General features: G+C 71.8%; 12 protein-coding genes and 1 pseudogene. 8 read left to right on the forward strand and 5 right to left on the reverse strand.

Going from position 1 to position 13,237, the window contains the following annotated elements; all coding sequences use genetic code 11:
- Nucleotides 1-3: 3 nt before the first annotated feature.
- Nucleotides 4-1,116, reverse strand: coding sequence for a carbohydrate kinase family protein (locus QOL88_RS33355; RefSeq protein WP_097221954.1), 1,113 nt, complete (start codon nucleotides 1,114-1,116; stop codon nucleotides 4-6).
- Nucleotides 1,117-1,265: 149 nt separating this feature from the next.
- Here QOL88_RS33355 and QOL88_RS33360 point away from each other — a divergent pair, with 149 nt between their 5' ends.
- The 5 genes and pseudogenes from QOL88_RS33360 to QOL88_RS33375 all read left to right on the forward strand — a co-directional run bounded on the left by QOL88_RS33360 (nucleotide 1,266) and on the right by QOL88_RS33375 (nucleotide 7,551).
- A complete protein-coding gene (locus QOL88_RS33360) occupies nucleotides 1,266-2,030 on the forward strand; it encodes a DeoR/GlpR family DNA-binding transcription regulator (protein WP_097221955.1) in 765 nt (254 codons plus the stop codon).
- 190 nt (nucleotides 2,031-2,220) lie between these two features.
- Nucleotides 2,221-3,561, forward strand: coding sequence for a 6-phospho-beta-glucosidase (locus QOL88_RS33365; RefSeq protein ID WP_097221956.1), 1,341 nt, complete (start codon nucleotides 2,221-2,223; stop codon nucleotides 3,559-3,561).
- A 71-nt stretch (nucleotides 3,562-3,632) separates the two neighbouring features.
- A complete protein-coding gene (locus tag QOL88_RS33370) occupies nucleotides 3,633-6,674 on the forward strand; it encodes an alpha-mannosidase (RefSeq protein WP_097221957.1) in 3,042 nt (1,013 codons plus the stop codon).
- A gap of 4 nt (nucleotides 6,675-6,678) precedes the next feature.
- Nucleotides 6,679-6,788 (forward strand): annotated as a pseudogene (locus QOL88_RS39010) (alpha-L-fucosidase); the annotation flags it as partial.
- 244 nt (nucleotides 6,789-7,032) lie between these two features.
- A complete protein-coding gene (locus tag QOL88_RS33375; protein ID WP_097221958.1) occupies nucleotides 7,033-7,551 on the forward strand; it encodes a cupin domain-containing protein in 519 nt (172 codons plus the stop codon).
- A gap of 4 nt (nucleotides 7,552-7,555) precedes the next feature.
- On the opposite strand, the gene QOL88_RS33380 is transcribed toward QOL88_RS33375, so the two are convergent.
- Entirely contained in the window at nucleotides 7,556-8,734 is a 1,179-nt protein-coding gene (locus tag QOL88_RS33380) for an ATP-grasp domain-containing protein (protein ID WP_097221959.1), read from the reverse strand.
- Nucleotides 8,735-8,992: 258 nt separating this feature from the next.
- Here QOL88_RS33380 and QOL88_RS33385 point away from each other — a divergent pair, with 258 nt between their 5' ends.
- Together QOL88_RS33385 and QOL88_RS33390 are read left to right on the forward strand one after the other, a co-directional pair.
- Nucleotides 8,993-9,853, forward strand: a complete 861-nt coding sequence (locus QOL88_RS33385; RefSeq protein WP_097221960.1) for a metallophosphoesterase family protein — start codon at nucleotides 8,993-8,995, stop codon at nucleotides 9,851-9,853.
- The gene (locus tag QOL88_RS33390) at nucleotides 9,850-10,509 is read left to right on the forward strand and encodes a 4'-phosphopantetheinyl transferase family protein (protein WP_097221961.1); all 660 of its coding nucleotides are present in this window, start codon (nucleotides 9,850-9,852) and stop codon (nucleotides 10,507-10,509) included. The genes QOL88_RS33385 and QOL88_RS33390 overlap by 4 nt, the downstream gene beginning before the upstream one ends.
- A 161-nt stretch (nucleotides 10,510-10,670) precedes the next feature.
- On the opposite strand, the gene QOL88_RS33395 is transcribed toward QOL88_RS33390, so the two are convergent.
- The 3 genes from QOL88_RS33395 to QOL88_RS33405 form a co-directional block, all read right to left on the reverse strand.
- Entirely contained in the window at nucleotides 10,671-10,895 is a 225-nt protein-coding gene (locus QOL88_RS33395; RefSeq protein WP_031109019.1) for a hypothetical protein, read from the reverse strand.
- A 176-nt stretch (nucleotides 10,896-11,071) separates the two neighbouring features.
- Nucleotides 11,072-11,602 (reverse strand): toxin-antitoxin system, toxin component, encoded by a 531-nt coding sequence (locus QOL88_RS33400; protein WP_097221962.1) that lies wholly within the window; start codon nucleotides 11,600-11,602, stop codon nucleotides 11,072-11,074.
- A 32-nt stretch (nucleotides 11,603-11,634) separates the two neighbouring features.
- Nucleotides 11,635-12,294 carry a helix-turn-helix domain-containing protein gene (locus QOL88_RS33405; protein WP_097221963.1) on the reverse strand — a complete coding sequence of 220 codons (660 nt, stop codon included), beginning with the start codon at nucleotides 12,292-12,294 and terminating at the stop codon, nucleotides 11,635-11,637.
- 237 nt (nucleotides 12,295-12,531) lie between these two features.
- Here QOL88_RS33405 and QOL88_RS33410 point away from each other — a divergent pair, with 237 nt between their 5' ends.
- Nucleotides 12,532-13,197 carry an MmyB family transcriptional regulator gene (locus QOL88_RS33410; protein WP_179879025.1) on the forward strand — a complete coding sequence of 222 codons (666 nt, stop codon included), beginning with the start codon at nucleotides 12,532-12,534 and terminating at the stop codon, nucleotides 13,195-13,197.
- Nucleotides 13,198-13,237 lie beyond the last annotated feature (40 nt).

The raw sequence follows: 13,237 nt of genomic DNA on the forward strand, positions 1-13,237 counted from the left end.
GGGTCACTCCTGTTGTTCCTGTTCGACGTGCAGAGGGTGCAGAGGGGGAGGGGGAGAGAGTCTGTGCCGCCCTGTTCCGGAGGCGTGGGGACCGGAGGGGGCGGGAGGGCTCGGCGGGGTGACGGGGGCGTGGTGCGGGGTCGGCCCGGGGTCGGCCGGGATGCGGTCGGCGAGGAACCCGTAGGCGCGTCGCAGTCCGGGGTCGGTCTGGGAGCGCCACCAGCGTTCGACGCCGTACCAGCCGGGAGCCGCGAGGGCACCGCCGTGGTGGCGGACGGACAGCCCGGCCGCGAGCACCGCGAACCGCAGCCGCTCCGCCAGCGGCCAGCCGCCGAGGGAGGCCGCCACGAAGCTCGCGCCGAAGACGTCGCCGGCGCCCGTCGCGTCCAGGACGTCCGTGTCCAGGGCGGGGACCTCGGCGTACTCGCCGGTGATCTGGTCGACGGCGAGTGCGCCGTCCCCGCCCCGGGTCACCACGGCTACCGGCACCAGCTCGGAGAGGATGCCGAGCGCGGCCACCGCGCTGTCGGTGCGGGTGTAGGCCATCGCCTCGGTCTCGTTCGGGAGGAAGGCGTGGCACAGGGACAGCTGCTCCAGCAGGGCCGTCGGCCACTCCTGGGTGGGGTCCCAGCCGACGTCGGCGTAGATCTGCGTGCCGTTCGCGGCGGCCTTGGCGAGCCATTCGCGCGGCTCGGCCTCGAGGTGCACCAGGGCGGTCCGCGCGTCGGGCGGGTCGCCCATCAGTGTGTCCTGCGAGTACGGCGGGGCCTGTCCGTGGGTGAGCAGGGCCCGGTCGTGGCCGTACGCGACGGAGACGGTGACCGGGGTCGGCCAGCCGTCCGCGGTACGCGAGAGCGCGAGGTCGACGCCTTCCTGGTCGCGCAGGACCTCGCGGCAGTGCGCGCCGTAGAAGTCGTCGCCGAACACCGTGGCGAGGGAGGTCCTGAGGCCGAAGCGGGAGGCGGCCACGGCGAGGTTCGCGATGCCGCCCGGGCCGCAGCCCATGCCCCCGGTCCAGATCTCCTCGCCCGGGGTGGGCGGCTTGCCGAGGCCTGTGAGGACGAGGTCGTAGAAGAGCAGCCCCGTCAGCAGCACATCGGGCCGGTCATCGTCCACGGATGTGTCCTCTCGCTCAGGGCTTCGACGGAGATCGTCAAAACTCGTCATTTCTCTGGCCGGAATCGTGCGCTGCCCAGAGAGATTGGTCAATACCCGAGCAGAACTGAGCATAGAAATGATTGAAGATGACGAGTAGTGTTCCGGCCGTGCTGGCAGAACGACGACACCAACTCATCCTGCGGGCCCTGCGCGCCGGCGGGCCCGCGGCCGTGACCGACCTCTCAGAGCAACTGGGGGTGAGTCCCGCCACCATCAGGCGTGACCTGGTCAAACTGGAAGAAGACGGACTGCTCACGCGCGTGCACGGCGGCGCCGTCGTGGAGGAGGGCGACCAGCCCTTCGCCGAGGTCGCCGAGGTGCGCGTCGATGAGAAGGACGCCATAGCCGCACGCGCCGCCGCGATGATCGAGGACGGCGAGTCGGTGCTGCTGGACATCGGGACGACGGCCTACCGGCTCGCCCGGCAGCTGCATGGACGCCGGCTCACCGTGATCACCAGCAATCTGGTGGTCTACGAGGAACTCGCCGACGACGAGGGCATCGAGCTGGTCCTGCTCGGCGGCATGGTCCGCCGCGAGTACCGCTCCCTGGTCGGCTTCCTCACCGAGGACAACCTGCGCCAGTTGCACGCCGACTGGCTCTTCCTGGGCACCAGCGGAGTGCGGCCCGGCGGGCAGGTCATGGACACGACGGTCGTGGAAGTGCCGGTCAAGCGCGCCATGATCAAGGCCGGCGAGAAGGTGGTGCTGCTCGCCGACGCGGCGAAGTTCCCCGGCCACGGGATGGCGAAGGTCTGCGGGCCCGAGGAGCTTGACGCGGTGGTGACCAACGAGCCGGCCGACGCGGCGACGCGGGCCTCCTTCCAGGAGGCGGGCGTCGAGGTGGTCGTCGTGGGAAAGGCGCAGACGTGAACCCATTGCCGGCCGAAGCGGACGGACTCCCGGCCCGGGCGGCCCCGCCCTTGCGCGCACAGCAAGGTCACACCCCCTCGACGCCGGCCGGGCCGCAACCGGCCCGGGGTCGTGAAGCGAGTTCAAGGAGGCGGCGCGTGCCCGGTTCTCACGACGTGCCGCGCGCGGCCTACCGAATCGGAGGAACCCGGTGAAGCTGACGATTCTGGGCGGCGGAGGATTCCGCGTGCCGCTGGTGTACGGAGCGCTCCTCCAGGACCACGCCGAGGGCCGGGTGACCCATGTCGTGCTGCACGACCTGGACGCCGGACGGCTGTCGGCGGTGACGCGGGTCCTCGCCGAGCAGGCGGTCGGCGTCCCCGACGCACCCGAGGTGAGCGCCACCACCGACCTCGACGAGGCCCTGCGCGGCGCCGACTTCGTGTTCTCCGCGATCCGCGTCGGCGGTCTGGAGGGGCGTGCGAACGACGAACGCGTGGCCCTGGCCGAGGGCGTGCTGGGCCAGGAGACGGTGGGTGCGGGCGGCATCGCCTACGGCCTGCGCACCGTCCCGGTCGCCGTCGACATCGCGCGGCGGGTGGCCCGGCTCGCCCCCGACGCCTGGGTCATCAACTTCACCAACCCGGCCGGACTGGTCACCGAGGCCATGTCGCGTCACCTCGGCGACCGCGTCATCGGCATCTGCGACTCCCCGGTCGGTCTCGGCCGCCGCATCGCCCGGGTGCTCGGCGTGAAGAACCCGGGCGAGGCGTGGATCGACTACGTCGGTCTCAACCACCTCGGCTGGGTGCGCGGCCTGCGCGTCGCGGGCCGTGACGAACTGCCGCGGCTGCTCGCCGACCCCGACCTGCTCGGCTCGTTCGAAGAGGGCAAGCTCTTCGGCGCCGACTGGCTGCGCTCCCTCGGCGCGATCCCCAACGAGTATCTGCACTACTACTACTTCAACCGCGAGGCCGTCCGCGCCTACCAGCAGGCCGAGAAGACCCGCGGCGCGTTCCTGCACGACCAGCAGGCCCGCTTCTACGCCGAGATGAAGAATCCGCACGCCCCCGCCCTCACGGTCTGGGACCGCACCCGCGCCGAGCGCGAGGCCACGTACATGGCCGAGAACCGGGAGACCGCGGGCGCCGGCGAACGCGACGAGGACGACCTGTCCGGCGGCTACGAGAAGGTGGCCCTCGCCCTGATGCGGGCGATCGCCCGGGACGAGCGCACCACCCTGATCCTCAACGTCCGCAACCGGCGCACGCTGTCGGTCCTGGACACGGAGGCCGTCATCGAGGTCCCCTGCCTCGTCGACGCCAACGGCGCCCACCCTGTCACCGTCGACCCGCTGCCCGACCACGCCACCGGCCTGGTCTGCGCGGTCAAGGCGGTCGAGCGCGAGGTGCTGGCCGCCGCCGGCTCCGGCTCCCGCGCGACGGCCGTGAAGGCCTTCGCCCTGCATCCGCTCGTCGACTCCGTCAATGTGGCCCGCAGACTGGTCGAGGGCTACACCGAGGTCCACCCGGGGCTGGCGTACCTTAGGTGAACGCCGATCGGTAAGCGCTTTCCCCCGCCGCTTCCCGCCTGCTCGCTCTTCCCGCTTCCTGGAGACATCCCATGCACGACGAAAGCCGCCGCATCGAGGAGCGCGTGCAGCGCCTTCACGACCAGCGCATCAAGACCGCGGTCTACGCGGCCACCGTCCCCTTCGAGGTCGAGGCCTGGCAGGCCCCAGGGGAGCCGGTCCCGTTCGAGGAGGCCGCCGCCGCTTCCTACGAGCCGTTCGCGATGGGCACCCCGTGGGGGCCGCCCTGGGGCACCACCTGGTTCCGCATGCGCGGGCAGGTGCCCGCCGAGTGGGCCGGCAGGCGCGTCGAGGCCGTCATCGACCTCGGCTTCGTCGGCGACTGGCCCGGCAACCAGGCCGAGGCCCTCGTCCACCTCACCGACGGCACCCCGCTGAAGGCCGTCAACCCGCTCAACCAGTACGTGGCGATCGCCAACCCCGCGCAGGGCGGCGAGAGCGTCGACTACCTGGTCGAGGCCGCCTCCAACCCGGACATCCTGGCGGACAACTTCTCCAAGATCACGACCCTCGGGGACAAGCTCACCGCGGGCGACAAGCCCCTCTACACCTTCCGCGCCGCCGACCTCGCCATCCTCGACGAGGAGGTCTTCCACCTCGACCTCGACGTGCAGGTGCTGCGCGAGCTGATGCTGGAGCTCGGCGAGCACGACCCGCGCCGGCACGAGATCGCCCACGCCCTCGACCGGGCGATGGACCTGCTCGACCTCGACGACGTCTCCGGCTCGGCCGCCGCGGTCCGCGAGGCCCTGAAGCCGGCGCTGTCCAGGCCCGCGCACGCCAGCGCGCACACGATCTCCGGCGTCGGCCACGCCCACATCGACTCCGCCTGGCTCTGGCCGATCCGCGAGACCAAGCGCAAGACGTCCCGCACCTTCTCGAACGTCACCTCGCTCGCCGACGAGTACGACGACTTCATCTTCGCCTGCTCGCAGGCCCAGCAGTACGAGTGGGTCCGCGACAACTACCCCAAGGTCTGGGCCCGCATCCAGGAGTCGGTCAAGAACGGCCAGTGGGCGCCCGTCGGCGGCATGTGGGTCGAGTCCGACGGCAACCTGCCCGGCGGGGAGGCCGTCGCCCGCCAGTTCGTCCACGGCAAGCGGTTCTTCATGGACCACTTCGGCATCGAGACCAAGGGCGTCTGGCTGCCGGACTCCTTCGGCTACAACGCGGCCTATCCGCAGATCGCCAAGCTCGCCGGGAACGAGTGGTTCCTCACCCAGAAGATCTCCTGGAACCAGACCAACAAGTTCCCCCACCACACCTTCTGGTGGGAGGGCATCGACGGCACCCGCATCTTCACCCACTTCCCGCCGGTCGACACCTACAACGCCCGCTTCAGCGGCGAGGAGATGTCCCGCGCGGTCCGCAACTACTCCGAGAAGGGCGGCGCCTCCCGCTCCCTGGCCCCCTTCGGCTGGGGCGACGGCGGTGGCGGCCCCACCCGCGAGATCATGGAACGGGCCCGCCGGCTGGCCGACCTGGAGGGCTCCGCGAAGGTCGTCGTCGAACACCCCGACGCGTTCTTCGCCAAGGCCCGCGAGGAGTACCCGGACGCGCCCGTGTGGGTCGGCGAGCTCTACCTGGAGCTGCACCGCGCCACCTACACCTCCCAGGCCCGCACCAAGCAGGGCAACCGCCGCTCCGAGCACCTCCTGCGTGAGGCCGAACTCTGGGCGACCACGGCCGCGCTGCACGCGCCGGGCTACAGCTACCCGCACGAGAAGCTGGACCGGCTGTGGAAGACGGTGCTGCTGCACCAGTTCCACGACATCCTGCCCGGCTCCTCCATCGCCTGGGTGCACCGCGAGGCCGAGGCGGAGTACGCCCGCGTCGCGCGGGAACTGCACGCCCTGACCGCCGAGGCGGTGGCCGCGCTGGGTGCCGGGGCGCCCCGCGCCTTCAACACCAGCCCCTACGACCGCGCCGAAGTGGTCCGCTCCGCCGACGGCACACCGGTGTACGTGGAGGTGCCCGCGAGCGGCTCCGCGCCCCTGACCGACACCGCACCCCCGCGGCCGGTGACGGTGGACGGCCTGGTCCTCGACAACGGACTGGTCCGCGTGGAGGTGGCCGAGGACGGCACCCTCTCCTCGGTCCGTGACCTGCGCGCCGGCCGCGAGGTGCTCGCCGAGCCGGGCAACCTGCTCCGCCTGCACACGGACCTGCCCAACTACTGGGACGCCTGGGACATCGACAAGCACTACAAGAACCGCTACACGGACCTCCTGGACGCGTCGTCCGTCACGGTCGTCGAGCAGGACCCGCTGGTCGGCGCGATCCGCGTCGAGCGGTCCTTCGGCAAGGGCTCCACGATCACCCAGACGATCACCGTCCGCGCCGGCAGCCCCCGCATCGACATCGAGACGGACATCGACTGGCACGAGACGGAGAAGATCCTCAAGGCGGCCTTCCCGGTCGACATCCGCGCCCCGCACTCCTCCGCCGAGATCCAGTTCGGCCACATCCAGCGCCCCACCCACACCAACACCAGCTGGGAATCGGCCCGCTTCGAGGTCTCCGGCCACCGCTGGGTGCACCTCGCCGAGCCCGGCTACGGCGTCGCCGTCATCAACGACTCGACCTACGGCCACGACGTCTCCCGCACCGTCCGCGAGGACGGCGGCACCACGACCACCGTCCGTCTCAGCCTGGTCCGCGCCCCGCGCATCCCGGACCCCGAGGCCGACCAGGGCCGCCACCGCTTCACCTACGCGCTGCTGCCCGGCGCGACCATCGAGGACGCCGTCGCCGAGGGCTACGCCCTCAACCTGCCGCTCCGGGTGGCGGACGCGGCCGGCGCCCCTGAGCCGGTCGTCTCGGCCGAGGGCGAGGGCGTGACCGTGGAGGCGGTCAAGCTCGCCGACGACGCCTCCGGCGATGTCGTCGTACGGCTCTACGAGTCCCGCGGCGGCCGGGCCACCGGCACCCTGCGCACCGGGTTCCCGCTCGCCGGCGCCCAGATCACCGACCTGCTGGAGCGTCCGCTCCAGGACGCGGAGATCACCGACGGCGCCGTCGCCGTCGCGCTGCGGCCCTTCCAGATCCTCACCCTGCGCCTGCGAAGGGGCTGACCGCATGGCCGTGCAGCCGTGGTTCGAGGACGCCAAGCTCGGCATCTTCGTCCACTGGGGCATCTACGCCGTCGACGCTTCCAGGAGTCCTGATCGTTCTACGACGGCCTCGTCTACGCCTCCACCCGCAAGCCGGGCCGCCCTATGCGATTCGACGGCGAGTGGGATGCATCCTCTGGATCGCACCTCCGGCGGCGGCGGACCTCGACCCGCACGCCACGGTGCTGGCCGTCGAAATGGAAGGAGAGCTGGGCCTCTACCGGGGCGGGGGCCGCTTCTGACACCTTCGAATTGACCCACGATCACGGCACCGGAATGCCCCCTGTCGTGGGTCGCCAGGCTCCCTAGAGTCGATGTCATGACGACGACACAGAACGACACGCGCAACAGCGGCGGCTTCGCACCGGTCCTCACCCGCGCCGCCGAGGCCGAGACGACGCACGACCCCAGCAGCGTGATGACCCTGCTCGCCGACTCCGGGAACACCGGCGGACGGCTCACCGCCTACCGGTCGACGTTCGCCGAGGGCGCGGTCGGCGCACCCGCCCACCTGCACACCGAGGCGTCCGAGATGTTCTACGTCCTCGACGGCGCGCTCCAGGTGCTGGTGGGCGAGGAGATCACCGTGCTGCGAGCCGGCGACTTCCTTCTCGTACCGCCGAACACACCGCACGCCTTCGCCGCCGCGCCCGGTGCGACAGCCGACGTGGTGTTCGTCTTCACCCCGGGCGCGGGGCGCTTCGACTACCTTCGGCTGCTGGGCCGGGTGATGCGCGGCGAGGCCGACCCGCAGGAGATCAAGGACTCCTCGGAACGCTTCGACAACCACTACGTCGACAGCCCCGTGTGGCGTGAGGCGATCGCCGCCAGGCTCTGAGGCCTCAGAGGGGAAGCGCCTGGGCCGCCGACCCGACGGAGTCGGCCGGTTCGGCCGACGGGGGTGCCGGTACCGCCGGCAGCGAGTCCGTCGTCTCCGGCAGCGGGTCCGTCGTCTCCGGCCGCTGGTCCGTCGTCTCCGGCCGCTGGTGCGGCAGCGACACCGGTCGCAGCGGACGCGGCCCCGACACCACCGTGTAGTCCTGGCCCAGGAACGGCGGCACCACCTCTCCCAGGTCCTCGCCGAGAGCCAGCTGCACGGCGGCCCAAGGGGCGTTGACACCGCACAGCGACAGCTGGTGCAGTCCGCCGGCCGGGCGGGTGTTGACGTCCATGAGAACCGGCCGGTCGCCGAACATCCGGAACTGGATGTTGGACAGGTAGTGCAGACCGAAGCCCTCCGCGATCCGCCGGGCCGGCTCCAGCCACTGCTCGTGCAGGGTGAAGCCCCGGCGGCGGCCGTTCTTGGTACGGCCCACCGCCAGCCGGACCCGGTTGTCCGGGCCGGTCAGGCAGTCCACCGACACCTCGGGCTGCTCCAGACGCGGCATCACCAGCCAGTCGACCGGCTCCTCGGCCTGCCGCAGCGCCTCCAGCACCAGATCGAGCGGCACGTACGGGCTGGGAAATCCGCTCAGATGCGTCAGCGAGAAGGGCGTACGTGTGATCACCCGGAAGCCCACCCCGCCGGCCCCGGACGCCGGCTTGAAGCAGGCCTTGTGCCCTCCGGACTCCAACTCCTCGACAGCTGTGAGGAGTTCGTCCGCCGAGCGGACCCGGTACCACGGCGGAACCGGCACGCCGATCGCCTGGACCGCCTCGTAGGCGATCACCTTGTCGTGGAAGACGGCCACGGCCTCCGGCGGCGGCGCCAGCACCGCGGTGCCGGCCGCCTCAAACTCGGCGCGGTGCGCCACGATCGCCGACTGGTGCAGCCGGGGCACGAACACGTCGATGCCGCGCCGCGCGCACTGGTCCAGCGCGTACTCGACGTACCCGGCCGGGGACAGGTTCTCGGGCTCCAGCTCCGCGGTGTCGGCGGCGGCCAGCACCGGCGAGTCGGGGTCGCCGTGGGTGGCGTGGATCTCGACGGCCCGGTCACTGGGATTTCTCCGCAGCTGATCCATGAAGAACACGTTCTCCGCGTACGTGCGGTTGAGCCAGACGCGTACGCGAGAGACCATGCAGGCCGCCTTTCACGGTTCGCGGGCAGGGCTGAGCAGCCCGTGCCCGGGCAGGAGAATGGAGGGACACCAAACCGCCCCTGTGAAAGGGAAGTTCGTAGCGGTGGTGTTGGGCCAGATCATACGGCTTCGGCGAGCCCTGTCGTGCAACGCGCGTGTGAAGGAATTCTCCGGCCACGGCCCCCGGCCCGCTCTTGCTCCCCGTCGCGCGGATGTGATCTCTTGATGACGTCCGGGTGCGTGCGGAGGGGGCGAGAGGTGACGTCGACGGCCGGTGACGCCGCACAACTGCTGGCCATCAGCGATCTGCACATCGGCTACCCGGAGAACCGCGCCCTGGTCGAGGGCATGCGGCCCGGGACGGACGACGACTGGCTGCTCGTGGCCGGTGACGTCGCGGAGACCGTCGCGGACATCCGCTGGGCCCTGGAGACGCTCGCGGGCCGCTTCCGCAAGGTCGTCTGGGTGCCCGGCAACCACGAGCTGTGGACCCATCCGAGCGACGCCGTCACCCTGCGCGGCGTCGACCGCTACACGTACCTGGTCGAGCTGTGCCGCGAACTCGGTGTGACGACACCCGAGGACCCCTACCCCGTCTGGGACGGCCCCGGCGGCCCGGTCGCCGTCGCCCCGCTGTTCCTGTTGTACGACTACTCGTTCCTGCCGGCCGGCTGCACGACCAAGGAGCAGGGCCTGGAGTACGCGCAGGGCACCGGGATCGTGTGCACCGACGAGTACCTGCTGCACCCCGACCCGTACCCGAGCCGGGAGGCCTGGTGCCGGGCCCGGGTCGCCGAGACCGAGCGCAGACTCGCCGAACTCCCCGGTGACCTGCCGGTGATCCCCGTCAACCACTACCCGCTGCACCGGCATCCGATGGACGTGCTGTGGCACCCCGAGTTCGCCATGTGGTGCGGCACGGACCTGACCGCCGACTGGCACCGCAGGTTCCGCGTGCACACCATGGTCTACGGCCATCTGCACATTCCCCGCACCACCTTCCACGAGGGCGTGCCCTTCGAAGAGGTGTCGGTGGGCTATCCGCGCGAGTGGAGCAAGCGGGCCCAGCCGCCGGGACGGCTGCGGCGCATCCTGCCGAGGGAGAGCGAGGAGCGGTGATCGAGGAACTGCTGCCGGACGCCGTGGTCACCGTGGAGGCGTACGGCCACGAGGACGCGGACACCCCGCTGTACCCCGAGGAAGCGGCGCTCGTGGCCCGGGCGGTCGCCAAGCGGCGCAGGGAGTTCGCCGCCGTGCGCTCCTGCGCCCGCAGGGCCATGGAGAAGCTCGGTGTGCCGCCGCAGCCGATCCTGCCCGGGGAGCGCGGCGCCCCCCGCTGGCCGGTAGGTCTTGCCGGCAGCATGACCCACTGCGACGGCTACTGCGCCGCGGCCCTGGTCCGCGCCGGCGACCTCGCCTCGCTCGGCATCGACGCCGAGGTCCACGGGCCGCTGCCTGAGGGCGTCCTGCAGTCCGTCGCCCTGCCGGCCGAGGCGGACCGGCTGCGCGGGCTCGCGGCCGAACGCCCCGACATCCACGGGGACCGGCTGTTGTTCAGCGCGAAGGAGTCCGTCTACAAGGCGTGGTTCCCCCTCACCGGGAAGTGGCTGGACTTCATGGAGGCCGACATCGAACTCACCGCCGACGGCACCTTCCGCGCGGCGCTGCTGGTCCCCGGCCCCTGGGTGGGCGGCCGCCGCATCGGCCACTTCGACGGCCGTTGGACGGCGGGGCGGGGTCTGATCGCGACAGCGATCGCGCTGCCGCACGACTGATCCCCCCCGTCCCACGCAACCCGGCCCGGGTCTGCCGCACGGCCGCCCCGCCCCGCACAGCCCAGCCCGGGTGCCGAACGGGCGCCCCCGCTCTCCCAATCCGGCCCGGGTCTGCCGCACGGGCGCTCCCGCCCTTCCAGTCCGGCCAGGGGCGCCCCGGGTCAGGGGCCCGGCTCCGGGCACCAGTTCTCCAGGAGGCGGAAGAACGCCTCCTCGTTGCCGGTCAGCCCCGCGCGCTCCAGGGCCTGCTCCGCCTCGGCGAGCACCGCGGGCGGGACGAGCGGCGGGCTGCCCTCCAGGTCGAAGGCGGCGCGCACGGTGTGCAGCAGCCGCAGATAGGCCTGGACGGCGGTGCGTTCACGATCGGTCAGAACGGCGGTGGGCATCGGTCGGCTCTCCCCGTGTCGGCGTCGTCGGTCCCGCGCCCTCGCGGCGCGCACGCCCCGCATGGCGGTGGCGCCCCTCCAGCTTGCCGCCCACCACTGACAATCCGGTCCCGCCGCCCTCCGGTTCGCCCGCTCGGCGGAGGCGGACCGCACCACGTCGCCGTGGCGGCGGTCCGTCAGCCCTGCGGTCCGCGATACCCCAGCGACGCCTCGATCCGACCCGCCAGATGGTCCCGCTGCACCGGCCCCCGCGACGACGAACCCGCGAGCCAGGCCCGGCACTTGCTGGCGAGCAGCAGGCCGAAGCTCTCGGCCTCCATCTCGTCGGCGAGGTCGAAACGGGTGCGCGCGGCGACCTTCAGCACCGTCGCCTCGAGGTCGGCGCCGTCGTCGAGCAGCCGGGCCGCCACGGCCGCGCCCTCGACGTGGTGGGAGCAGTGCCCGGCCTTCATGTGCCACAGCTCGTGGCCCAGGATCACCAACTGGTGGTCGGGAGCGGTGCGTTCCTCGATCACGACGAGGTCCTGGTCGGCCATGTCGAGCCAGAGCCCGCTGGCGGTCCCGGGTGGGAACGCGGCCGTGCGGAAGAGGACGGGGCGGCCGCGGCGTCTGCTCATGCCGTCGCACAGGGCGGCGTACAGCTCCTCGGGCCGGGCGGGCGCGGGGAGGGTCAGCTCCGCGACCAGCTCGCCGCACAGACGGCGCATTTCCTTACCGATGCCCACAGTTCTCCCCACGGTCACGACTCGGGCCGCTTGACGCTCTCCAGGAGCATGTCCAGCCACTCCGCGACCTTGTCGCGGTGCTGGTCGGTGGGCAGTTGCGCGGCCCGCCAGGCGATGCCGCGCACGCCGTGGTCCTGCAGCAGCCGCTCCAGCGGGTCGTTCGCCGCCGCGGCCGCCTCCCGCTCGCGATCGGCGAGCTTCTGCAACAGCTCCTGCTCGGTGTGCTGGAGGGCGCTCACAAGCGCCTCGGGGTCCTCGGCCGTCAGGAAGCCGGCGTGCACCCGGAAGAACCTCTGGAGGGCGTCGCAGTGTTCCATGGTCGGCCGCCGGTCGCCGTTGATGAGGGCGCCGGCCTGCTGGCGCGACATGCCCGCGCCGTCGGCGATCTCCTGCTGGGTGTACTTGCGGCCGTTGGGCTTGAGCCGGGTCCGGCGCAACAGGTCCAGGCGCTGCAGGAACCGGGCCTGGACGTCGGGCTCGCCCGCCGGCCGGCCGCAGAGCAGGGCCTTGACCACGGGATCCGGGACGCCGGAGGCGACGGACAGCCGGCCGATGTCGAAGACCTCGGCGTGCGGTACGCCGAGCCGGTCGGCGAGCGCGCCGACACGGGAGACGACGGCCGGTAGCACGGCCGTCGGCGTGGCGCCCGGACCCTCGACGAAGCCACCCGTCACCGACAGATCTCCTACGTATCTCACAGGCTTCTCACAAGTGGATGCCGTGACCTACCCGGCGTGAACTTCCCGGAGCGTAGCCGGTGCTTCGAACTCACATCCAGGTCTCGCCACAACTGTGGCCAATTTCAGCCGTCAACAGGCACGGAATGCCACGATAGTTGACACGCCTCAACCCGGGGCAGCAGGATCGGGGCGCCGCGTCAAGGCCGCACAGGCAAGAGGGGTGACCTCCCGATGGCATATCAGGCAGGAGGGCAGTGGCCGGCACCGCGGCCCGTCCCCGAGACTCCCGAGGCCCAGGCCTACCTGGAGGACTACGCCGGGCTCCTGGAGGGAGTCCCCTTCCCCTCCGTCGTCGTCGACCACTGCTGGGACGTGGTGCTGACCAACAGCGCCTTCCGGTCACTTTTCCGTGAGGTCGGACCGCACCCGACGGCGATGCCGGGCGACAACTTCCTCAGGTTCGTGCTGTTCCACCCGGACGCTCCCGGCGTGCTCGGCGACCACGAGGCCAGCTGGTGCCTGCCGATGCTCGCGCACTTCGCGCGGACCGTGGAGGGCCACGGCCCCGATCACGGCCTGCAGGCCATCCGCCGCGACATCGCCCAGGACCCGATCATGGAGGCCGCCTACCGGCACGGCCTGCCGCACTGGATCCGCGCGGTCGGCGAGGGCGCCGTCGAGCAGGACGGTGCCGTACGGCCACTGCTGCACCCCGATCCGCGCCGGGGCGCCACCGAGTGCAGGATCGTCGTCGAGACGTCCAGGACGCTCGAGGAACTGGGCTGCGCCCGGGTCACGTTCGTCCTGCGCGAGGCCCGCCGCTCCGCGTCCCGGGAGCGCCGAACGCGCCGCACCGCGACCGTGTCCCACCTGAGGGTCGTCCCCGCGGCCGACTGACCGCTCCCACGCGTTCGCCTCTCTTCGACCGCTCCCATGC

The organism is Streptomyces sp. Ag82_O1-12 (genome assembly GCF_900182715.1).
GTDB lineage: Bacteria > Actinomycetota > Actinomycetes > Streptomycetales > Streptomycetaceae > Streptomyces > Streptomyces massasporeus.